We start from the raw sequence: 24099 nt of genomic DNA, 5'->3' as shown, positions 1-24099 counted from the left end.
TTTTAAATGTATAAATATGTTTTTTCAAAAAACTTTACTTATTTTTTAATTTTTTATTAATCCAAATTTTAATATTTTGTAAAATTTCAGGAATTATGTTTATATTTAAACCTCTACCTTCAGCAATATGTTTTTTTCCACCTCCTTTTCCATTTGTTTTAGTTACGATCATGTTAATAATGCTTGATGCAGTAATAAAGTTAATTAAGTTTTTTGTTACTTTAGTTATTACATTAAAATGATTGTTAGTAACATTAACTAATACAATAATTGAACTTTTTAGTTTTTCTGTAATTTGATCTGATATTACTCTTAAAGATTTATGATCATAATTGTAAAATGTGTGTATTAAAACTTTTGTTCCTTGAATATCATATGCATTGTTAGATAATGTTTTTACTTGATGTGTATTTTCTTTTTTTTGAAATTCTTGTATTTTTTTTTCTAAATACTTGATTTGATGAATTAATTTTTTAATTTTTTCTTTCATATCAAAACTTTTAACTTTTAACATGAAAGAGATATCTTGAATGTTATTATCTTGTTTTTGAAAATAGTTAATAGCCTCTTGTCCCGTTACAGCTTCTATTCTTTTAATTCCAGATGCTACACTTGATTGAGAAATAATTTTTAGAAGACCAATATCACCAGTTCTTTTTGCATGCGTACCTCCACATAATTCTATTGAAAAATTGCTTATAAATACAACTCGAACAGTAGATTTATATTGATTTTCAAATAATGCAGTGGCTTTTTTAGTTTTTGCTTCTTCAAAGCTCATTTCTTTAATTTTAATAAAAATATTATTTCGAATTTGAACATTAACGATATTTTCAATTTCTTGTATATGAAATGTGTCAATTAATTTAGAGTAAGAAAAATCAAATCTTAAATATGAATTACATATAAAAGATCCTTTTTGAACAACTCCATCTCCTAAAGTATTACGTAATGCTGCATGCAGTAAATGTGTTGCTGAGTGATTTAATGAAACAGAACTTCTATAAAGTTTATCAATTTTATTATACACAGATTGATTGACTGTCATCGTTCCTGAAATCAATTTTCCAATGTGCCCTATTGTATTTCCGTATTTTTTTGTTTTTTCGACTATAAAACATGATTTTTTGTAATATATATAGCCTATGTCCCCTATTTGACCTCCAGATTCTGCGTAAAACGATGTTTTATCGAGATAAATAATTCCAACTTCGTTTTTAGTAATATTTAAAACAGATTGGTCTTTTACAAAAATATATTTTATAATTGATTTAGTTTTATGTTTTTGATAACCTTCAAAAATACATGAATCGTTGAAAAAAATATTATTATTATAATTTTTATAAAATGGTTTTTTTAAATTAGATTGATTTTTTTGATTTTTTTTAGCTTTTTGATATCCATCATGATCTATTTTAATATTTTTTTCACGACAAAAATCTTCTGTTAAATCAGAAGGAAATCCAAAAGTATCATGCAGATAAAAAACAATTTCTCCTGGTAGGATTTGATTATCTAGATTTTTAATTTCTTTATTTAATACTTGCAGACCTTTTTCTAGTGTTTTAGAAAACTGCATTTCTTCTGATTTTAAAACATCTTCTATTTTTTTTTGTTTATCTTTCAATATATTAGCAGATATTCCCATAGATCGAATGACATTCGGAACTAGTTTGTAAAAAAAATGTTGTTTTATTCCTATTTTATATCCATGACTTAGTGCTCGTCTAATAATTCTTCTTAAAACATATCCATGTTGTTCATTTGAAGGAAATATATTATCCGCAATAATAAAGGAACAAGCTCTAATATGATCAGCAATAACTTTTAAAGAAATATTATTAAAATCTTGAACTTTGCTGAATTGAGATATGGATTTAATTAATGTTTGAAATATATCTATATTGTAATTAGAATTTACATTTTGTAAAATAGACGAGATTCTTTCCAACCCCATGCCTGTGTCAATGGATTTTTGTTTTAAAGAAATTATTTGTGTTTGTGAAATACGATTATATTCTATAAAAACAATATTCCAAATTTCTACAAATCGATGATTTTCATTTTTTATAAATTCAGAAGAACTATTTAAAGCGTTTTTCCCATAATCATAAAAAATCTCAGTACACGGTCCGCATGGTCCGCTATCACCCATTTGCCAAAAATTATCAGAATTATATTTATGGTTTTCATAATCACCTATTTTTATGATTCTTTCAGAAGGTATTTGAATTGTTTGGTTCCATATTTTATAAGTTTCATCATCATGTTCATAGACTGTTATCCATAGTCTATGTTTTGGTATATTAAACCATTTTTTAGAAGTTAATAACTCCCATGCATACATAATAGCTTTTTTTTTGAAATAATCACCAAAACTAAAATTACCAAGCATTTCAAAAAAAGTATGATGCCTATGAGTATATCCTACGTTTTCTAAATCATTATGTTTTCCTCCAGTTCTTAAGCAGCGTTGAACTGTGGTAACACGAGCATGTTTTGTTTTTTTTAAACCTAAAAAAATATCTTTAAATTGATTCATTCCTGCATTGGTAAATAATAGCGTAGAGTCATTATTTGGAACTAAAGAGCTGCTTGGAATAATTACATGTTTTTTTTCTTTGAAGAAATTCAAAAAATCTTGTCGGATTTGATTTGTGCTTTTATTCATATTTACTCTTATTAATTTTAAAATTCATATCAATTATAATTCACATTATTATTGATGAAATTTTATATGTTATTTAAAGGCATGATAAATATGATATATAGTATTTTCATAAAAAATTATAATTTTTATTTATTAATTTAAAAAGTTGAAAATTTTGTTTGATGAGATTATTTTAGATATTTTTTCAGCTGTATTAAAAATTTTTAATGAAGAATAAGATTCTTGCATATATATAAGTGTTTTTCGAGCAACTAATGTTTCTGGATATTTTTGAAGAATATCTTTTCCGCGATTAATGACTGCTGTATATTTTTGATTTGTAAAATAAAACTTTAATATTTCAAAATCATTTTCTGATAAGCGTTTTTTTAAAGAAATTAAATGTTTTTTCGCATTTTTAATATAAAAACTTTTAGGATAAATGTTGATAAATTTTTTTAATTGAAAAAATGCATTCATTGCATAAATAGGATCATTTTTATAACGTTTTATAGGAAAAAACCGAAGAAAAAAGTAGTTTGAATCAGTAGTATTTTTATCCATTTCAATATTAATTAAAATTTGAACATATGTAATATAATCCATATTAGGATGACTTGGATGCAATCTTTGAAATTTTTCTATTTTCATTTGAGCCATTTTAAAGTTTGAATTTTTATAGAAATTGTAGATTAAATTCATCTCTATTTTTTCTGAATTGATACTGTTTTTTGGTATTTCTTCTAAATCTGAATTAATATAATTAATTTTTTTATTTATTGGTTTGTTAAGATTTTTTAAAATTGAAATATTATTAATCAAAAATACAGAATTTCCTAGAGATTTAGAAGGTAATATTGAAATCAAAAATAGTGTTATAAAAATAAATATAATATTTTTTTTTTTCATTGGATTTTATAAGATTTTAATTAATTTTTTAATAATTTGAAATTATAGATGGTAATACAGAATATCATATTCTACAAAAATTATAGATTTAGAGAAATATATTTTTAATTAAAACTAAGGAAAATTAAGTTGAACACAAAAGAATTAACCGTAATTGTTCCTCATATCTCTTCATCAGGATTGAGATTAGATCAAGTGTTATCTAAATCATTTAAACAATATTCTCGTTCTTGTTTAAAACAGTGGATTCTTCTTAATCATGTATACGTCAATAACATGATTGCTAATCGTCCAGATAAAAAAATATTAGGAGGGGAAAGAATTTCTATTTATCCTATACCACAAAATATCAAGCAAGATGTTCCTGAAAATATTTATTTGAATGTTGTGTATGAAGATGATTATATTTTAGTTATTAATAAACCTTCTGGTTTAGTTGTTCATCCGGGAGCAGGTAATCATAAAGGAACAGTTTTTAATGCTTTATTATATCGTTATTCTAACTTAAAAATTATAAAGTTGCCGCGTGCGGGAATTATTCACCGTTTAGATAAAAATACCAGTGGATTAATGGTCATTGCAAAAACAATAACAGCTTATAATTTTTTATTTAATTCACTAAAGAATAGAAAAATTATTCGAAAATATCAGGGAATTGTCAAGGGAAGCATGATTTCAGGTGGAACAATAAATGCACCTATTATCCGTCATCATTGGAAAAGAACATCTATGATGGTTCATTCTTTAGGTAAAAAATCTGTAACTCATTATCAAATAATTAATCGTTTTCATTCTCATACACACGTATCAATACAGTTAGAAACAGGAAGAACACACCAAATTCGTGTTCATATGTTGCATATCGGGCATCCATTGATTGGTGATTCACTTTATAGCGGGATGAATCGTAAATTCAACTATAAATTGTGTAAGGATGTAGAAAAAAGAATAAGTTATTTTTCTCGTCAGGCATTACATGCTAATCATTTATCACTCTTCCATCCTATTAGTCGATCTAAAATGAGTTGGACGGTTTCTCTTCCAAAAGACATGACAGAATTGCTCTCATATTTATAATTTTATTGAATTAAATTATTTTTAAAACAAATTTAAAATTGTTTTATCTATTGTATTTCTTTTTAATTAAACATATGATTGTTTTTATCAAAATATTAAAAAATATTTATAAAATTTATATATTATTTTATTTTTTAATGTATAGAATTATTTTTTAATAATTTAAATTTTATAATTATCTTATTTTTTAATACTATTCTTAAATATATATAAATAAAAATAAAGAGTTAATAGTCTTATGTCAGAAGAATCAATAAATTCGGAATTTTTAGTTGTTTCTATTGTGAATTCTCAGAATCAAGTTATTAAAAAACCTTTAAGCAAATTAATTAAAAAATCTATTAAAAATTACTTATTGCAATTAGATGGAAGAAATATTAATAATTTATATGAATTAGCACTATCAGAATTAGAAAAGCCTTTATTAGATATGATAATGCAATTTACCCGAGGAAATCAAACTAAAGCTTCATTAATGATGGGAATAAATAGAAGTACGCTGAGGAAAAAATTAAAAAAATATGGTATGCATTAAATTTAATTAAATTGTTTTTTAAAAATAAGATTTCAAACGATACATATTTTAAAAATTTTTTTATAATGCAAACTTTAATATAACAAAAATTGTCTAAAAAATTAATTTTTTAGATAGTTTTATGATAAGCGCTAATTACTTATTTTATAATTAGCGGTTTTAACTTAATGAATATTAAACAATTAAAATTTTTTCTTTTCATTCATCAATCTTTTAGATGCAGTTTTTAATGCCCAATAATAACCATCTAAACCTAATCCGCAAATAACACCGTTGGAAACATCAGATAACCATGAATGAGATCTAAAATTTTCGCGAGAATAAATGTTAGAAATATGTACTTCGATAAAAGGAATGTTCACTGCAATTAATGCGTCTCTAATCGCTATGCTAGTATGTGTAAATGCTGCTGGATTAATTATAATATAATCAATATAATTTTTAGAAGAATGAATTTTTTCAATTAGAACATGTTCAGCATTAGATTGCATATGACTTAATAATATGTTAAGATTTTTGGCTTTTTTTTCTAAATCACTAATTAAAATAGAAAGAGTTTTATTTCCATATATATCAGTTTCTCTTGTTCCTAGTAAATTAAGGTTAGGTCCGTTAATTAATAGTATTCGAAAAATGTCTTTCATTTTTTAAATCTCTTAAATAGATGAAATTAAATTTTTTTATTAGATTGTTTATCTTAAATCAATAAAATTTTAGACATTTATAATTATTTTCAAAAAATAAATGTAAGGGCATATCATATAATTAATAAAATATTACACTATTTATTTCAACATTTAAATGGTTAAATAAATTAAAAAATCTAAGTATTAAATATAAATAAAATAAAATAACATATTTTAATAAAAAAATACTATCTATTTTTAAATATTTTTATTGTTAATTTAATAAAAACTAAAAAATTAATATAATAAGTGAGTTCAAATGACAGTTAAAAAAGTGACTGAATCTTTATTAACTAGAAACAAAATTAATCATCAAGATCTTTTTGTATCTTTAGAAGAATTATGCAAGAATAATATAGACTATGGAGATCTTTATTTTCAATCTCATCTTCATGAGTCTTGGTTTTTAGAAAATGGAATCGTGAAAGAAGGAAGTTATCATTCAGATCAAGGAGTAAGTGTCAGAGCAATTATCGGAGAAACAACTGGTTTTTCGTACGCAGATCAAATATCAATAGATTCTTTGAGAAAAAGCACAAATATAGCGCTTAGTATTATAAATTCAAAAGGAACTTCAAAAGTTAAGTTATTATCAGAAAAAAAATCAAATTTATTTTATTCAAGTGTTAATCCTTTAACAACATTATCTGCCAGAGAAAAAACTGAATTACTTTATAGAATAAATTATATAGCTCGATCTTATGATCATCGTGTCACAGAGGTAAATGCCACTTTGACTGGTTCATATGAGCAAGTTTTAATTGCATCTACCGACGGAGATTTATCAGCAGATGTCAGACCATTAATACAATGCTCGATTATCGTTTTAGTTGAAGATCAAGGCCAAAGAGAAAGTGGTCGAAGTGGTGGAGGAAGTCGTTCAGGATATGAATTTTTTTTTGATAAAGATGTTTTTTCTGGAGAAATAAAAATTGATCATTGGGCTAAGGAAGCGGCTCGTATAGCATTATTAAATTTATCTTCAAAAGAAGCCCCATCAGGTATATTTCCAGTAGTTTTGGGTTCTGGATGGCCAGGAGTTTTATTGCATGAAGCAATTGGTCACGGTTTAGAAGGTGATTTTAATAGACGGGGAACTTCAGTATTTTCAAATATTATTGGAGAGAAAGTAGCATCAGAATTATGCACCATCATTGATGATGGAACACTAAAAAATCATCGTGGTTCATTAAATATTGATGATGAAGGTGTTCCTGGTCAGCGCAATGTTTTGATTGAAAAAGGTATTTTAAAAAAATATATGCAAGATAAACTCAATGCTCGTTTAATGGGCGTAGAATCTACCGGAAATGGTCGTCGTCAATCTTATTCATATTTACCAATGCCAAGAATGACTAATACTTATATGTTACCAGGAGATTCTAAATTAGAAGATATTATTAAAAGCGTAGAATATGGAATATATGCTATTAATTTTTCTGGAGGTCAAGTTGATATTACATCCGGAAAATTTGTATTTTCAACTTCAGAAGCTTATTTAATAGATAAAGGAAAAATTTCTTATCCTATAAAAAATACAACACTAATAGGATCAGGATTAGAAGTTATGCAAAAAATATCAATGATAGGTAATGATTTAAAAATGGATAATGGAACAGGATTATGCGGTAAAGATGGTCAAAATATTCCAGTAGGGATAGGGCAGCCATCTTTAAAAATAGAAGAGTTAACTGTAGGTGGTACAGTTTAACTTTGACAATTTTAACACTAAAATAAAAATAGTGCAGTCAAGAATTATGCCATGACTGCATATTAAAATTAATTAATTCGTTCTTTAATACGAGCAGATTTTCCAGTTCGATTTCTTAAGTAATACAATTTTGACTTTCTCACTAATCCTTTTCTTTTTATAAGAATACTTTCAATACTATTAGAATGTGTTTGAAAAACTCTCTCGACTGCTTCTCCATTAGAAACTTTACGAACCGTAAAAGATGAATTTAAATATCTATTTTTTATAGCTATTACTGTTCCTTCAAATGCTTGTAGCCTTTTTTTAGAGCTTTCGATTACCCATACTTTAACTTCAACTGTGTCACCTGATCTGAAGATTGGAATATTTTTTTTTAGTTGTTTTTTTTCTATTTTCTGAATAATATTTGACATAATTTATCCTTGAAACACTAATAAAAATTAATTATTTTTTTTTAATTTTTTTTTAAAATCATTTAACAGACTTTTTTCTTCCTGTGTTAATGTTTTTTTTTTTAATAGATCTGGACGTTTAATCCATGTTTTTCTAAGAGACTCTTGCAGACGCCAGATTCGAATATTATCATGATGTCCAGACAACAAAACGCTTGGTACTTTCATATTTTTTATAGTTTCTGGTCTTGTATAATGAGGGTAATCAAGTAGATATTTAGAGAAAGAATCTTTTTCTACTGATTCTTTTTTATGAACGACACCAGGCAAAAATCTAGAAATAGAATCAATAATAATCATGCCAGCGAGTTCGCCTCCTGTAAGTACATAATCTCCTATTGACCATTCCTCGTCTATTTGATCATCAATAATACGTTGATCAATTCCTTCATATCTACCGCATACAAAAATAATTTTTTTTCTTTTAATTAGTTCAGGTATTTTTTCTTGTTTGAATGTAGTTCCTTGTGGAGATAAATAAATTACTATTGCGTTTTTTATTTTAGATTTGACATGCTGAATAGCTTTATATAATGGTTGAAAACTCATTAACATTCCTGATCCCCCCCCATAGGGACGATCATCTATTGATTTATATTTTTTTTTTGAAAAATTTCTTAAATTACATAAATTAATATGAATAATGTTTTTTTTAATTGCTTTTCCGGTGACTCCATAATCAGTAATTGCTTGAAACATTTCAGGAAAAATAGTAATAATTTCAAACCACATTAAAGTTTTTTTATATTTTTTTTTAATTTATCAGGCATAATTTAGTTCCAGATGACAATTATAATTTTTTTACTTAGATCTATTTTTTTTATTATTTTTTTTTCAATAAATGGAATAAGTGTATTTTGATGATTATTTTTATTTTTTTTGTTTTTTACAATTAAAATATCATTATATTTTGTTCTTAATAAATCAGTAACTTGACCTAAATATATTTGATTTGTATTGATTACTTGATAATTGATAATATCATACCAATAGTATTCATTTTTTTTAAGAAAAGGTAACTGATTTTTATCAATAATTATATCTGAATTAGTAAATTGCATTACAGTTGAACGATCATAAATGTTTTTTATAAGAATAATAAAATTTTTATTGTATTTTTTCCAATTTTTTAAATAAATTTGTATCCATTTATTGTCTTTTAAGAAAAACCATGGAAGATAATCGAATATTTTTTCTTTTTTTTCAGTAAAAGAAAAAATTGTTATCCATCCTAAAATTCCATAAGATTTTCCAACTTTTCCCACTATTAAAGATTTTTTAGGTTTTTTGATGCTAATATTAATTATTCGAATCCTTTTTATTTTTTTGAATTTGGATTAATTTTTTTGCTCTTTCAGATATTAATGCTCCTTTTTTTATCCAATATTCAACTCGATTTAAATTTATTTGAAGGCTTCCAAGCAAACTTTTAGAAATGGGATCAAAATAACCAATACGTTCAATAAATCTACCATTTCTAGGAAATCGACTGTCAGCGACTACAATTTTATAGAATGGACGTTTTTTTATTCCATATCTTGATAAACGAATTTTTACCATATTTTTCTCTCTTAATTGCAAGTAATGTAAAATGATATTTTTAAAATCATACAGATATAAATTTTATTTTACATGAAATTTTCACAAAAATCTTTTTTTGGACGTATGTTATTTTAAAAATAATTAAAATTTTTTAGGTAACATATTTTTTATATTCTTCATTATATTTCCTATTCCTCCTGTTTGGATTTTTTTTATTGTTCTTTTTATATTTTCAAAATTTTTTAATAACTTGTTTACATCTTGAACTTGAGTTCCAGAACCTAATGCTATTCTTTTTTTTCTAGATCCTTTTATAATAATTGGCATCATTCTTTCTTTGCGAGTCATAGAAGAAATAATTGCTTCTATTTTTTTTAATGTGTTTGAATCTGTATTAAATGATGCATGATCAGAGGTTTGAAAATTTTTTAATAGTTTGTTTACCAAATGGTTTAAACCTCCTATTTTTTTCATTTTTTTTATTTGTGTTAAAAAATCATCTAAGTTAAAATTTTGACTTTTTTTGAATTGATTGTTTAGTTCTTTTAAATGAGATTTATCGACTTTTTCTTCAATATCTTCAATAATAGATAAAACTTCATTCATTCCTAAAATTTTATCTGCTATTTTTTTTGGACAAAATGGTTTTAATTCTGTTATTTTTTCTCCTGTTCCAATAAATTTAATAGGTTTATTAGTGATATAACGCATGGAAAGTGCCACTCCATTTCTAGAATCTCCATCTACTTTACTTAATACAATTCCAGATATAAATAGAAATTTATTAAAAATTTGAGCCATATTAATAGCATCTTGACCCATCATAGAGTCTACTACTAATAGAGTTTCAATTGGTTTAGAAAAAATTTGTATTTCTTTTATTTCATTCATCATTTCTTCGTTTATATGAAGTCGTCCAGCTGTATCAATTAGTAATATGTCATATAATTTCAATTTTGCATGTTTAATAGCTTCTTTTGATATCTCGATTGATGTTTTATTTTCTTTTGTTGAAAAAAAATCTATTTCAATATCATTTGATAATATTTTTAGCTGTTGAATAGCAGCTGCTCGATTAACATCAGTAGATGTTATTAGTATTTTTTTTCTATATTTGTTTTTAATCCATTTTGCTATTTTTGCTAAACTGGTAGTTTTTCCTGATCCCTGCAAACCTACAATGAGAACAATAGCAGGGGGTGAATCAGATAAGTTTAAGGTGCTACTTTCTTCTCCCATAACTGATATTAATTCACTTCTAACTATTTTAATAAATTCTTGTCCTGGAGTTAAACTATTATTAATTTTGTGACCAATAGATTTTGTTTTTATATTGTTTATAAAAGATTTTATAACTGATAAAGCCACATCTGCTTCTAAGAGAGCTTTTCGAACTTCACGTATTGTTTCTTTTATATTTTCCTCTGTTAGTCGACCTGAATTAATGATTTTTCTTAAACTTTGTTTAAAACGGTTAGTTAGATTACTGAACATTATTTTTTCAACTCATTTTAAAATTTTACATTAGTGATTATTAAAATTATTTTTTTGAAATACTAGGTATCAGTGAATAAATCTCACAATCATTTCATTTTTTATAAAAATTTGGCTAAAATATTTATGTTTAATAGATTTATATTTTTATAGGTAACGAATTTTCAATTGGATAACAACCTAATATTTTGATGAACGTAGTTATTTTTTGAATATCTTGGAGTATATTTTGAATCAATAAAGATGAAACATGATCTTGGATATTAGTATAAAAATTATATTCTAATGTGTTTTCATGGCTATCTTTAAAAATTAATTTTTTTGTAATTAAATTATATTTTTTTGATATTATTAAGAATTGATTAAAAATTTCTAATTTTTTTTTAATACTAAAAATTAACGTTGTTTTATATGCTTTATTTTGAGGCGAATGTAAAGTGTCACGTGATAATAATATAAATTTTGTAAAATTTTTTTTCTGATTAGTAATATTTTTAGCTAAAATGCTTAATCCATATATTTTACTTCCATCCTCACTTGCCAAAGCTGCATTGCTTATTTGATTATATTTTATAATTTTTTTCATTGCATCAGATGTACTTTTTGAATATTGAATTTCCCACTTTGGAAAATTTTTAATAAATTTACTGCATTGTTTAAAAGGTTGAGGGTGACTATATACAGTTTTAATATGAGTTAATTTTATTTTTTTAATTCCTACTAAACAGTGATTTACAGAAAGCTTAATGTCTCCTGAAATAAACAAATGAGTCTTTTTTAACAAAATAAAAACTTCATTAATAGGACCGGAGTAACTATTTTCTAAAGGTAGAATTGCATAATCTGATATTTTCTTCTCTACATTTGAAATACATTCTTTAAATGTTTGACATTCTTTTTCAACATGATTAATCAATTTTTGATTTGCGTATTTTGTAGTTGCAATCTGTGAATAAGAACCTTTCGGGCCTAAAAAAGAAAAACTAAAAATTCTTTTTTTATTAAAAATATAAAAATTTTTTAACAACATTTCTTGCGTTTCTACAGATTCTTTAATAATTAATTGAAACAACTGAGTAATATATTTAGAAGGGAGATGATGTTTTTTCCCTAAATTAATTAATCTTTTTAACATATTTTCTTCGCGTTTTTTATCTCGTATAGATTGATTGTTTTTTATTTTAAATTCAGCAATTTTTTTTACTAAAATCTTTCTTTTAGATAGTAAATCAACTATATTTTTGTCAATTTCATTAATTTTATCACGAAAATTTAATAAACAACTTTCAGAAAGCATAATTTGTTACCTATGAACATGTGTTTAGTACAAAATTTAATATTTTTTAACAGTAGACGTTATTTTTTGTACAAAAGATACGTACATTTTAATTAAATGTTTTATTCAAAAAAAGTATTTTTTTATTTTAGATATTATCAACTTTTTAAAAAATTTTTACTAAAAATTACTTATTTCTAAAAACATAAATTTATATAAAAATCATTTACAAGATTTTATCATTAAAAACATATTTACTATATCTTATTAATTTTAATGATAGTATGATTTTTATATAAATAATTATATTTAAGAAGATATCATAATGAAAACATTTTCAGCTAAAGAAAGAGATTTAAAAAAAAACTGGTATTACGTTGATGCCACTAATAAGATATTAGGCAGATTTGCTAGTTCAATTGCTATTTATCTTAGAGGAAAGAATAAATCTATATATACTCCTCATTTAGACACTGGAGATTATATTATTGTTTTGAATTCCTCAAAAATATTAGTTACAGGAAAAAAAAGAACTAATAAAATTTACTATCATCATACAGGTTATGTTGGTGGTATTAAAAAATTAAGATTTGAGGAAATGATGGCGCGTTATCCAGAAAAAATTGTTGAAATTGCTGTAAAAGGAATGCTACCAAAAGGTCCTTTAGGGCGATCTATGTTTAAAAAATTGAAAGTTTTTTCTAATGACAATCATGATCACACGGCACAGTGTCCCAAATTTCTCAACATTTAAAATAGGTATAGAAAAATGATTAATTTTCAAAATTATGGAACTGGGCGTCGAAAAAGTTCTTCTGCTAGAGTTTTTCTGAGACCTGGAAATGGACAAATAATAATAAATAAAAGATCTTTAGAGCAATATTTTGGACGTGAAACTTCTTGTATGATTGTTTGTCAACCATTAGAATTAGTTGACATGATAAATAAATTTAATATTTATGTTACAGTTAAAGGAGGAGGAATTTCTGGTCAGGCAGGTGCAATTCGACAAGGAATTACGCGAGCTTTAATTGAGTATGATCAATCTTTACGACCTAAATTACGAAAAGTAGGTTTTGTGACTCGTGATGCACGTCAGGTTGAGAGAAAAAAAGTAGGATTACGGAAATCTAGGAAACGCCCTCAGTTTTCTAAACGTTAATTTATTATTAAAGAACTTGGTTTTTTAATAAACCGAGTTCTTTTTCGATTAAAAATTTACACTTCATTTTCTAAATACTTTGCTATGTCAAGACATATTTCTTTTGTGCCTATTTTCTTTGTTGACGAAATAAGATAGTGTTTTTCTTTTGTTTTTAAGTAATTTTTAATTTCATTAATTCTTTTTTTTATTTCTGAATTACTCAATAAATCAATTTTATTAAATACTAACCATCTCGGTTTATTATATAACGTTGGGCTGTATTTTTTTAGTTCATTTGTAACAGTGTTTATATTTTCTATTGGATGAGATCCGTCTTTTGGGTTTATATCAATGATATGCAATAATATTTTGCATCTTTCTAGGTGTTTTAAAAATTTAATACCTAATCCAATTCCATGAGAAGCTCCTTTAATTAAACCAGGAATATCTGCAATTATGAATTTCTTTTTATTGTTTAAGGTAACACTTCCTAACATGGGATTTAAGGTTGTAAATGGATATTCTGCAGTTTTTGTTTTAGAACTAGATACTGTTGCAACAAAAGTAGATTTTCCAGCGTTAGGTATTCCTAAAGTTCCAACGTCAGCAATCAATATCAGCTCTAATTTTATATTTCTTTTTTCTCCTTTAATTCCTGATGTACATTTTCTTGGTGCCCTATTTGTTGAAGATTTAAATCTTGTATTACCGATCCCATGCCAACCTCCTTGAGCAACTAATATTTTTTGCTTGTGTTTTATTAAGTCGCTTATAATTTCTTTTGTTTCAAAATTAATTATTTTTGTTCCAACAGGAACTAATATTTTTATATTATCTCCTTTTTTTCCAGAACAATTATTTCCTGATCCATTTTTACCGTTTTTCGCTTGAAAAATTTTTTTGAATCTAAAATCTACAAGAGTGTTTAAATTATTATTAGCTTCAAACCATACACTTCCACCATCCCCCCCATCTCCACCGTCTGGACCTCCTTTCGGGATATATTTTTCTTTTCTAAAACTAATACATCCATTTCCACCATTTCCAGCAATTACTTGAATAACTATTTGATCAATAAATTTCATTTTGTATTTAAGATATTTATAAAGTGCATTAAACATCACTGTTTCTTGTTTAATTAAATTAATAGTTTTACGATATAATACTAAGAATGTAAAAATTAAACATTTTTTATTAGATAAATCGGCATACTATTTTTTAAACAATAATTTGTTTATTAAATTTATTTTTTTAAACTAATATATTTACATACTGTCTTTTTTTTAATCCTTTTTTTTTGAATTGTACAGTTCCATTCGCAGTAGCAAAAATAGTGTGGTCTTTTCCGCATCGGACATTTTTACCAGGATGAAATTTAGTTCCACGTTGTTTAACAATAATACTTCCTGAAGAAATGAATTGCCCTCCAAAACATTTAACACCTAATCTTTGAGCATTAGAATCTCTTCCGTTTCTAGTAGATCCACCAGCTTTTTTATGCGCCATAAATTTATCCTTTTCTTAAAAATAATTAATTTTTTCAATTTTTACATTAGTAAAATATTGACGATGACCTTGTGTTTTTTTATAGTGCTTGCGTCGATTAAACTTAATAATTTTAATTTTTTTTAAGCGACCATGATTTTCAATTCTTGCTGTTATTGTTTTTCCTGTTAAAAATGGAGCTCCTATTTCTACAAAATCTTTATTAGAAATCATTAAAATTTGATCAAATTCTATCGTATCACCAGCTGGTTTTTCTAATTTCTCTAATCTTATAATTTGGTTTTTTTTCACTCTGTATTGCTTTCCACCACTTGTAAAAACAGCATGCATAATATACTCCGGTTATTTTTTTATTTTAATCTAATTAAAATTATCAGTTATAAATTTAAAGTTGTATAAATATTATTTTTTATTATTTCTTTTAATATTTGCTCCTATTAAATTTAATTTTTTAGAAAAGTATTCATATCCTCTAAAAAGATGAAAAATCTTGTGTACTTGAGTAATTCCTTCAGCGATACAACCTGCTAGTATTAATGTTGCAGAAGTTCTTAAGTCAGTAGAAAAAACATTTTTTGAAAATAATTTAGGAACTCCGCAGCAAATAATGTTTTTTTCTTGAGTTGTGGTGATGTTAGCTCCCATTTTGATAAGCTGAGGAACATGCATAAATCGATTTTCAAATATAGTTTCAGTAATTTTACTTTTCCCTTTAGAGATGGAGTTTAATAAAGTAAATTGAGCTAGCAGATCTGTGGGAAAACCAGGATAGGCAGCTGTAGAGATATCAACAGAATGAGGTCTTTTCCCCCTCATATCCAAACTGATCCAATTCTTTCCAAACTTAATTATTGCACCAGAATCTGAAAGTTTTTTAAGTACTTGTTTTAAGTGTTTAGGTTCTGTTTTTTTACATATTACTCTTCCTTTAGAAATAGCTGCAGCTACTAAAAAAGTTCCTGTTTCAATTCTATCAGGAATTACTTTATGTTTTCCACCATTTAACTTGGATACGCCTTTTATAAATATTTTTTTATTCCCGGCTCCAGTAATATTAGCACCTAAAGTATTTAAAAATTTTGCGATATCAACAATTTCTGGTTCACGCGCAGCATTTTCAATCACCGTTAAACCTTCAGCTAAAACAGCGGCGCTAATTATAGTAACTGTCGCTCCGACGCTAATTTTTTCCATTAGAATATGTGTCCCTTTCATTCGTTTTGTAATAAACGCTTGAATGGAATTTTTTTTTATTCTAATTGTTGCACCTAGCTTTTTTAAACCTTTTAAATGTAAATCTATTGGTCTTTTTCCTATTTGACACCCTCCTGGAAAAAAAATTTTTGCTTGATTGAATCGAGTTAAAAGAGGAGCTAACATCCAGATAGAACCTCTAATTTTTGATATTAAATTTTGTGGAGGGCAAATTAATTTTATAGGTTTAGGATCAATTAATATACATTTTTGATGTTTTATTTCAGCCCCTATATATTTTAGTAATTGAATGGCTAAATCAATATCTGTTAATTTAGGAACATTACTTATTTTTACTTTGTGATTTGTTAATATACTCATAAATAAAATGGGTAATGCAGCATTTTTAGATCCTGAAATGATTACATTACCATTTAATTTTTTATTTCCTTCTACACAAAATTGATTCATATAAATAAGGCTCTGAATTAAGTTGTATTATAAAATTTATTTATGAAATTTTTTATGCATAATAAAAATTATTTTTTTTCAATTTTCTCCCATTCTTCAAAAGTATAAGCAACAATTGATACAGCATGGATTTTTTTTTGTGTGATTAAATCTATTAACGGTTCATAAATCATTTGCTGTCTTTTTACTGTGCTTTTTCCTTTAAATACACTTCCTACAGCTATGATTTTAAAATGATTCTCGTCTCCAGTGACATGTATTTCTTTAAGATTCCATTTGTTAAAAAGTAACGATTTTATTTTTTTATCCATTTTAATATGCTTTTAATTTATTTTAAAAATTCTTTATAAAAAATATTTCAAAATAATTAAATTGAAAATAATTAATTTGAAATTTAAAAATTTTATATTTTATTTATTTTAATTTACATTATTAAAAAAACGAAAGGATTAATTTTTGATAAATTGTGTTTTTTAATTTAAAATAGATAGGTATATCTTATATAATAAAATTCTACAAAACAGATTAATATTTAAAAATATTTAATCAAATTAAGTGTATTCTATAAAATTAAAATTTTATACGAATTTTTAAAAATTTTTTATATCTCTATTTTTAGAATTTAATCAACTTATGATATTATTTTAAAATTTCTTTAAATAAAAAAGTATATTATTTTAAGAATGAAACAATATATATAAATTATTTTTTTTGATTAATAACTTTATTTAAATTAATTTAATATCTTAAATATTTTAACATTATTTAAAAAAAATAAAAAATAATTTTTAAAATTTTCAAATTTTAAAATCATCAAAAATTAATATGTTTCATTAAAAATTTATTTTTTCAATAAAAATGCATAAAATTAAAAGGAATATATATGATTAACTTAATTCCCATGACAATAAGAGGTGCAGAACAACTTCGAAAAGAATTAAAAAAATTAAAACAAATAAAACGTCCTAGAATCATTATTTCTATAGCAGAAGCTAGAGAGCATGGTGACTTGAAAGAGAATGCGGAATATCATTCTGCTCGAGAAGAACAAAGCTTTTGTGAAGGTAGAATAAAAGAAATTGAATCAAAATTATCTAATTCTCAAATTATAGATGTAACTAAAATTCCTAATAATGGACGAGTTATTTTTGGTTCCACTGTTCAAATTTTAAATATAAAAAATAATGAAATATTTAATTATCAAATTGTAGGAGACGATGAATCTGATTTCAAAAAAAATTTAATTTCTATTAATTCTCCTATGGCAAGAGGTTTAATTGGAAAAAAAATTAATTCTATCGCAACTATATGTACACCAAAAGGGAACGTTAAATTTAATATTTTAAAGATAGAATATGTGTAATTAGATTTAATAAAATCACTTTTTAAAATTTTTTTCTTCATCTAAAAATTAAATCTCTTTTAATTGATTAACTTCTCAAGTTATGATTTAAGTTTATCTCACAAAAATAGTACAAAATATGATTTATAAAAAAAAATCAGATAGTTCTAAACGTTGGTTATTAGAACATTTTAAAGATAAATATGTTATTAAGTCAAAAGAAAATAATATTCGCTCCAGAGCTTGGTTTAAACTAGAGCAAATCGATAAAAAAAATAATTTATTTCAAAATGGAATGAGAGTTATTGATTTAGGAGCATCTCCCGGAAGCTGGACGCAGTACGCTTTAAGTAAAATTGGTAAAAATGGACGAGTTACAGCATGTGATATTTTACCGATGAAACCAATAATAGGCATTAATTTTTTAAAATTAGATTGTAGAAAAAAAAAATATCCGATTTAATATTAAATTTTTCAAATAATAAAAAATTTAATTTAGTTATGTCTGATATGGCTCCTAATATGACAGGTAACTCTATTATTGATATGTCGCAAGCTCTGGAATTATGCCATATAGCTTTAAACATATCAAACAGTATACTATCTAAACATGGTATTTTTTTGGTAAAATCGTTTCATGGAGAGGGTTTCAATGAATTTTATGAATCAGTTAAAAATGTATTTTTAAAAGTTAAAATTTGTAAACCTAAAACTTCTCGAACAAGATCTCGAGAAATATTCATTCTAGCAACTAGATGAATACTTTAAGTATGCTGTTTTGTTTTTAAATAATATAGAAGTAATGAGAGGTCGTTCCTTTGAGTGATATGGTTAAAAATCTAATTTTCTGGTTATTTATTACAGTTATATTAATGTCTATATTTCAAAATTTTAGTTCCACTGATGTAAGTAATAGTAAAATTGATTATTCAACTTTTTTGTCAGAAGTAAATGAAGATCAAGTACGTTCCGTTCATATTCATGGGCGAGTGCTTCATGTTACCAGAAAAGACAGTAATAAATACGTTACTTATATTCCTATTCACGATCCTAAATTATTAGATAATCTTTTAACTAAAAATGTGAAGGTAATAGGAGAAATACCTGAAGAGCCCAGTTTGATTGCTTCTGTTTTTATTTCCTGGTTTCCTATGTTGTTGTTAATTGGTGTATGGATTTTTTTTATGCGTCAAATGCAGATGGGAGGAGGGAAAGGAGCAATGTCGTTTGGTAAAAGCAAAGCTCGAATGTTATCAGAAGATCAAATTAAAACAACTTTTAAAGATGTTGCTGGATGTGATGAAGCTAAAGAAGAAGTAAGTGAATTAGTCGAATATCTTAAAGAACCAAGTCGTTTTCAAAAATTAGGAGGAAAAATACCAAAAGGTATATTAATGGTTGGTCCTCCAGGAACTGGAAAAACATTATTAGCTAAAGCAATTGCAGGAGAAGCGAAAGTTCCTTTTTTTACGATTTCTGGATCTGATTTTGTTGAAATGTTTGTTGGAGTTGGAGCTTCAAGAGTAAGAGATATGTTTGAACATTCAAGAAAATCAGCCCCATGTATTATATTTATTGATGAAATTGACGCAGTGGGTCGTCAAAGAGGTACTGGATTAGGTGGTGGGCATGATGAAAGGGAACAAACTCTTAATCAAATGTTAGTTGAAATGGATGGTTTTGATGGAAATGAAGGTGTGATTTTAATAGCGGCTACTAACAGACCTGATGTATTAGATCCAGCTTTATTGCGTCCAGGTCGATTTGATCGTCAAGTTATTGTAGCTTTACCAGATATTCGCGGAAGAGAACAAATCTTAAAAGTTCACATGCGAAAAGTTCCTTTATCAAAAGATGTTGATGCTATGATTATTGCTCGAGGAACTCCTGGATTTTCAGGGGCTGACTTAGCTAATTTAATAAATGAAGCTGCTCTTTTTGCAGCTAGACTTAATCATCGAGTAGTTTCCATGATTGAACTAGAAAAAGCAAAAGATAAAATTATGATGGGTTCTGAGCGTCGATCCATGGTCATGAGTGATTTTCAAAAAGAATCTACTGCATACCATGAAGCTGGTCATGTTATTATTGGAAGATTAGTTCCAGAACATGATCCAGCTCATAAAGTCACTATAATCCCAAGAGGGAGAGCATTAGGAATTACATTTTTCTTACCAGAGTCAGATACACTTAGTATTAGTCGACAAAAATTAGAAAGTCAAATATCCACTTTATATGGAGGTCGATTAGCAGAAGAAATTATTTATGGCACTCAGAAAGTATCTACTGGAGCGTTTAATGATATTAAAGTAGCAACAAGTTTAGCTCGAAATATGGTGACTCAATGGGGTTTTTCAGAAAAATTAGGACCACTGTTATATTCTGAAGAAGAAGGCGAAATTTTTTTAGGTCGTTCAGTTTCTAAGTCAAAAAATATGTCTGATGAGACTGCTAGAATTATTGATGAAGAAGTAAAATTATTAATTGAAGCAAATTACAATAGAGCGCGTAATATTTTAAATGAAAATATTGATATTCTACATTCTATGAAAAATGCTTTAATTAAATATGAAACCATTGATTCTTTTCAGATTGATGATTTAATGGCAAGAAAAAAAGTACGAGACCCTCAGGGATGGAATGAAACGAATGTTAACAAATAAATTTTTTAAAAAATATTAGCATATAATTAATTTTTATAAATATTTAGAAATTCATATTTTTAAAATTTTTTTTTGTTCTGCTTAAAATAAGATGAAGTAACAAGATTATTATGGCTTCATCTTACTTTTTTTTTAAATAGATATAAGTTTATTATTTTAATTAAGTATTTTTTATTATCTTTGAAATTTAATCTTTTTAAAAAGTAGAGATTAAATCAATATAAATGATTTAATTATTTTCAATTAAAAAATGAGAAAAGATTTGGAAATATATCAATAAATCTAGATTTTATGTTAAAATATAAATAAAACACTAACGTAGTTTTAAAACATAAAAATTATTTTATTAGAAAAAACTAAGGCATCTCAGATTAAATATTGCAATTTGATTTGAAACATAATGTTTTAAAAAATTTTTTTATTTTATTAATTAGATGTATGTTTGCTTTATTTATTCAATATTTTATAAAATTTTCAAACAATTCTTCAGAAATTTTTATTTCCCATTTTCATAACTTTGTTAGGAAAAATCATAAAAATTTTTTCTACAAAATCAATTAAAGCAAATTAGATAATAAAATGTTACATTCAATAATAATTTAATAATTGTTTTGATAACTTTTGTTTAAAAGATTTTAGAGGTTTTAAAAAAATATTATAAATCTTAAATTTTAATACATAAAAGTTTTAAGAATACTATTGATAACAGAATAAATTTATTTTAATTCATAATTCTTTTAAATTTTGACTATATTACTAATCATTACTAAGTATCTAAAGTACTAATAGATTTAAGATTTAATATATAAATTTTTGATGAATTAAAATAATACAAATACTAATAAAAACTAAAAAGTGATTAGTACTTTAAAATTAAAAATTTTTTGTATTAAAATAAATATTAGTTTAAATTTTAAAGCACAGTTAAAATTAACATTTATTCTTAATAAATTTAAAAATGTTAAATAAACAAAGGTATATGTTATTAATAAAATCCAGTATGATATCATATATTCTAAGCATAACTGAAACAGTAAATTTTTTTAAATTAAAAGATTATTTTATTACATTAAGACATTATTTCAATCGCTCAATGAATTAAAAATACAATAAATTTTTTATTAACACAATTTTTTTAAATAACAAATTTACATTTAAACTATTATATTATAATAATAATTTTTAATGTATAAAAAGGAAATAATATTACATGTACTTATGTTTTTTGGTATTTTTTATTTTTATTTCTTTTTCTTTAATTTCTTTTATTTTACTTCAACCAGGAAAAAGTCTTAATAATACAGTGCATTTAAACTCTAAAAATAATATTAATTTATTTAAAAGTTTTGGTCGTGGTAATTTAATTACAAATATTATTAGTGTTCTTTCTTGTTTGTTTTTGATAACAAGTATCGTTCTATGCAATATTAATAACTCAACAACTAATTTAGATTTTCTAAAAAATGATCATAAAAAAAATATTTTAAACAATCTTTTATCAGATAAAAAAGAACAAATTTCTGAAATACCTCGTTAATTTAAATATTATTAATTGTGAGTTAGAAAATATTTATTGCATATAAGTTTTTTTAAAAATACGCCGAGGTGGTGAAATTGGTAGACACGCTATCTTGAGGGGGTAGTGCTAAAAGCATATGGGTTCAAATCCCATCCTCGGCATAAATTTTATATTTTATAAAATTTGTTTTTATAAATTTTTTAACGTCTTTAAAACCCCCGAAAATTCGGGGGTTTTTAGTATAGAATGTTTATTTTATATAAATTAAATCTTTCAGTATTAATTAAAAAATAAAATTATATGATTTTAATAAGAATCAGACATATTCACTATTGCTTTCAAAAATAAATTTTTTGTTTGTGATCATGGTATATAAAGTGAGCAACTATTTCTCATTTTAAAACTTTTAAGTTTGAGGCTACCAAGATGAATAAAGAAATTTTAGCTGTTGTAGAAGCTGTTTCTAATGAAAAATCGCTTCCACGAGAAAAAATTTTTGAAGCTTTAGAAATTGCATTAGCAACAGCAACAAAGAAAAAACATGGACAAGAAATTGATGTTAGAGTTAGCATTAATAAAAAAACTGGACATTTTACTACTTTCAGAAGATGGATGGTGGTAGAAAAAGTAACTCACCCAACTAAAGAGATTACTTTAGAAGCAGCATGTTTTGAAGGGGATAAAGTCCAATTAAATGATTTTGTAGAAGATGAAATTAAATCTGTTAATTTTGATAGAATAACTACTCAAACAGCAAAACAAGTAATTGTTCAAAAAGTAAGAGAAGCTGAACGAGCAATGTTAGTTGATCAGTTTCGTAAATATATTGGTCAAATAATTACTGGAATAGTTAAAAAAATAAATAGAGATAATTTAATTTTAGATTTAGGAAACAATGCTGAAGCTTCAATTTTAAGAGAAGGAATGCTACCCAGAGAAAATTTTAGACCTGGTGATCGTATTCGAGGAGTGTTGTATGGAGTTCATCCAGAGACTCGTGGTTCTCAGTTATTTATTAGCCGCTCTAAACCTGAAATGTTGATTGAATTATTTCGAATTGAAGTACCTGAAATCGGAGAAGAAGTTATTGAAATTAAAGCAGCAGCACGTGATCCTGGATCTCGAGCTAAAATTGCAGTAAAAACCAATGACAAGAGAATTGATCCAGTAGGAGCTTGTGTTGGAATGAGAGGGGCTCGGGTACAAGCAGTTTCCGGCGAATTGTGCGGGGAGAGAATTGATATTATTTTATGGGATGATAATCCTACTCAATTTGTAATCAATGCTATGGCTCCAGCTGATGTTGTTTCTCTTGTAGTGGATGAAGATAATCACACTATGGACATAGCTGTAGATTCTGGAAATTTAGCACAAGCTATTGGAAGGAATGGTCAAAACGTTCGTTTAGCGTCGCAACTCAGTGGTTGGGAATTAAATGTTATGACCACTGAAGATTTAAAATTAAAACACCAAAAGGAAGCCTGTGCTGCTTTTGATATTTTTAAAAAAAACTTAAAAGTTAATGAAAACATTATTAATATTTTGGTCAAAGAAGGATTTTCTTCTCTTGAAGAGCTAGCTTACATACCATTTAATGAATTACTCTCTATTAAGAGTCTAACTCAAAAAGAAGCAGTTTTAGTAAGAGAAGGTGCTAAATTAGGATTAATTAAAATGGAATCAAAAAAAAATGAAATAACTATAGAAAAAAAAATAACAGAAAAATTATTGAGTATTAATGGAATGAACTTAAAATTAGCTCTTCAATTAGCTAAAAAAAATATATTTACTTTAGAAGAATTAGCCGATCAAGGAATAGATGACTTAACAGATATTGAAAATTTAAATTCTGAACAAGCAGGTTTATTAATTATGACTGCTAGAAATATTTGCTGGTTTGGCACTGAGATCTGACAATAGGAATA

Annotated in this window: 23 protein-coding genes, 1 tRNA gene and 1 pseudogene; 11 read left to right on the top strand and 14 right to left on the bottom strand. The window is 25.3% G+C overall.

All coding sequences use genetic code 11. From position 1 onward, the window contains the following. Positions 1-34: 34 nt before the first annotated feature. Both alaS and D9V75_RS01940 read right to left on the bottom strand, forming a co-directional pair. A complete protein-coding gene (alaS, locus tag D9V75_RS01945; protein WP_158343719.1) occupies positions 35-2671 on the bottom strand; it encodes an alanine--tRNA ligase in 2637 nt (878 codons plus the stop codon). A 132-nt stretch (positions 2672-2803) separates the two neighbouring features. Next, positions 2804-3559, bottom strand: coding sequence for an outer membrane protein assembly factor BamD (locus tag D9V75_RS01940; RefSeq protein ID WP_158343717.1), 756 nt, complete (start codon positions 3557-3559; stop codon positions 2804-2806). 129 nt (positions 3560-3688) lie between these two features. Here D9V75_RS01940 and rluD point away from each other — a divergent pair, with 129 nt between their 5' ends. Beyond that, positions 3689-4636, top strand: coding sequence for a 23S rRNA pseudouridine(1911/1915/1917) synthase RluD (gene rluD / locus D9V75_RS01935; RefSeq protein ID WP_158343715.1), 948 nt, complete (start codon positions 3689-3691; stop codon positions 4634-4636). A gap of 238 nt (positions 4637-4874) precedes the next feature. Continuing rightward, positions 4875-5171: a DNA-binding transcriptional regulator Fis gene (gene fis / locus D9V75_RS01930; protein ID WP_158343713.1), complete on the top strand. Its 297-nt coding sequence runs from the start codon at positions 4875-4877 to the stop codon at positions 5169-5171. A gap of 182 nt (positions 5172-5353) precedes the next feature. Here the strand turns inward: fis and aroQ are convergent, their stop codons facing one another. After that, a complete protein-coding gene (gene aroQ, locus D9V75_RS01925; protein WP_158343711.1) occupies positions 5354-5815 on the bottom strand; it encodes a type II 3-dehydroquinate dehydratase in 462 nt (153 codons plus the stop codon). A gap of 301 nt (positions 5816-6116) precedes the next feature. Between aroQ and tldD the strand changes: the two genes are divergently transcribed. Further along, the gene (tldD, locus tag D9V75_RS01920; RefSeq protein WP_158343709.1) at positions 6117-7568 is read left to right on the top strand and encodes a metalloprotease TldD; all 1452 of its coding nucleotides are present in this window, start codon (positions 6117-6119) and stop codon (positions 7566-7568) included. A gap of 68 nt (positions 7569-7636) precedes the next feature. On the opposite strand, the gene rplS is transcribed toward tldD, so the two are convergent. The 6 genes from rplS to D9V75_RS01890 form a co-directional block, all read right to left on the bottom strand. Then, entirely contained in the window at positions 7637-7984 is a 348-nt protein-coding gene (rplS, locus tag D9V75_RS01915) for a 50S ribosomal protein L19 (protein ID WP_158343707.1), read from the bottom strand. 27 nt (positions 7985-8011) lie between these two features. Then, positions 8012-8782, bottom strand: a complete 771-nt coding sequence (gene trmD, locus D9V75_RS01910) for a tRNA (guanosine(37)-N1)-methyltransferase TrmD (protein WP_187306305.1) — start codon at positions 8780-8782, stop codon at positions 8012-8014. Positions 8783-8796: 14 nt separating this feature from the next. Next, positions 8797-9330, bottom strand: a complete 534-nt coding sequence (rimM, locus tag D9V75_RS01905; RefSeq protein WP_158343703.1) for a ribosome maturation factor RimM — start codon at positions 9328-9330, stop codon at positions 8797-8799. Beyond that, positions 9323-9583 (bottom strand): 30S ribosomal protein S16, encoded by a 261-nt coding sequence (gene rpsP / locus D9V75_RS01900; protein WP_158343701.1) that lies wholly within the window; start codon positions 9581-9583, stop codon positions 9323-9325. The genes rimM and rpsP overlap by 8 nt, the downstream gene beginning before the upstream one ends. Before the next feature lie 123 nt (positions 9584-9706). After that, a complete protein-coding gene (ffh, locus tag D9V75_RS01895; RefSeq protein WP_158343699.1) occupies positions 9707-11059 on the bottom strand; it encodes a signal recognition particle protein in 1353 nt (450 codons plus the stop codon). Between the two features lie 139 nt (positions 11060-11198). Next, complete coding sequence (locus D9V75_RS01890; RefSeq protein WP_158343698.1) at positions 11199-12356, bottom strand: chorismate mutase; 1158 nt, start codon at positions 12354-12356, stop codon at positions 11199-11201. Positions 12357-12660: 304 nt separating this feature from the next. Between D9V75_RS01890 and rplM the strand changes: the two genes are divergently transcribed. Both rplM and rpsI read left to right on the top strand, forming a co-directional pair. After that, positions 12661-13089 (top strand): 50S ribosomal protein L13, encoded by a 429-nt coding sequence (gene rplM / locus D9V75_RS01885; protein WP_158343696.1) that lies wholly within the window; start codon positions 12661-12663, stop codon positions 13087-13089. Between the two features lie 15 nt (positions 13090-13104). After that, entirely contained in the window at positions 13105-13497 is a 393-nt protein-coding gene (gene rpsI / locus D9V75_RS01880) for a 30S ribosomal protein S9 (protein WP_158343694.1), read from the top strand. 56 nt (positions 13498-13553) lie between these two features. Here the strand turns inward: rpsI and cgtA are convergent, their stop codons facing one another. From cgtA to D9V75_RS01855, 5 genes are all read right to left on the bottom strand, one after another. After that, the gene (cgtA, locus tag D9V75_RS01875; RefSeq protein WP_158344067.1) at positions 13554-14564 is read right to left on the bottom strand and encodes an Obg family GTPase CgtA; all 1011 of its coding nucleotides are present in this window, start codon (positions 14562-14564) and stop codon (positions 13554-13556) included. 166 nt (positions 14565-14730) lie between these two features. Beyond that, positions 14731-14985 (bottom strand): 50S ribosomal protein L27, encoded by a 255-nt coding sequence (gene rpmA / locus D9V75_RS01870; protein ID WP_158343692.1) that lies wholly within the window; start codon positions 14983-14985, stop codon positions 14731-14733. A gap of 15 nt (positions 14986-15000) precedes the next feature. Then, positions 15001-15315, bottom strand: a complete 315-nt coding sequence (rplU, locus tag D9V75_RS01865; protein WP_158343690.1) for a 50S ribosomal protein L21 — start codon at positions 15313-15315, stop codon at positions 15001-15003. Positions 15316-15387: 72 nt separating this feature from the next. Then, complete coding sequence (murA, locus tag D9V75_RS01860; protein WP_158343688.1) at positions 15388-16650, bottom strand: UDP-N-acetylglucosamine 1-carboxyvinyltransferase; 1263 nt, start codon at positions 16648-16650, stop codon at positions 15388-15390. A 68-nt stretch (positions 16651-16718) separates the two neighbouring features. Further along, the gene (locus tag D9V75_RS01855; protein ID WP_158343686.1) at positions 16719-16961 is read right to left on the bottom strand and encodes a BolA family protein; all 243 of its coding nucleotides are present in this window, start codon (positions 16959-16961) and stop codon (positions 16719-16721) included. A 572-nt stretch (positions 16962-17533) separates the two neighbouring features. Here D9V75_RS01855 and greA point away from each other — a divergent pair. The 6 genes and pseudogenes from greA to nusA all read left to right on the top strand — a co-directional run bounded on the left by greA (position 17534) and on the right by nusA (position 24088). After that, positions 17534-18013, top strand: a complete 480-nt coding sequence (gene greA, locus D9V75_RS01850) for a transcription elongation factor GreA (RefSeq protein WP_158343684.1) — start codon at positions 17534-17536, stop codon at positions 18011-18013. Between the two features lie 118 nt (positions 18014-18131). Continuing rightward, a pseudogene (locus tag D9V75_RS01845) lies at positions 18132-18751 on the top strand (RlmE family RNA methyltransferase). Between the two features lie 68 nt (positions 18752-18819). After that, positions 18820-20655 carry an ATP-dependent zinc metalloprotease FtsH gene (gene ftsH / locus D9V75_RS01840; protein WP_158343682.1) on the top strand — a complete coding sequence of 612 codons (1836 nt, stop codon included), beginning with the start codon at positions 18820-18822 and terminating at the stop codon, positions 20653-20655. Between the two features lie 1210 nt (positions 20656-21865). Then, positions 21866-22192, top strand: a complete 327-nt coding sequence (secG, locus tag D9V75_RS01835; protein ID WP_158343680.1) for a preprotein translocase subunit SecG — start codon at positions 21866-21868, stop codon at positions 22190-22192. A 62-nt stretch (positions 22193-22254) separates the two neighbouring features. Further along, positions 22255-22335: transfer RNA gene (locus tag D9V75_RS01830), tRNA-Leu, on the top strand. A gap of 265 nt (positions 22336-22600) precedes the next feature. Further along, complete coding sequence (nusA, locus tag D9V75_RS01825) at positions 22601-24088, top strand: transcription termination factor NusA (RefSeq protein ID WP_158343678.1); 1488 nt, start codon at positions 22601-22603, stop codon at positions 24086-24088. Positions 24089-24099: the final 11 nt, after the last annotated feature.

Source organism: Buchnera aphidicola (Muscaphis stroyani) (assembly GCF_005080865.1).
In the GTDB taxonomy this organism is placed as follows: domain Bacteria; phylum Pseudomonadota; class Gammaproteobacteria; order Enterobacterales; family Enterobacteriaceae; genus Buchnera; species Buchnera aphidicola_AG.
Note: the sequence above shows the minus strand (reverse complement) of the source record. Positions and strands in the feature narration are given on the sequence as shown.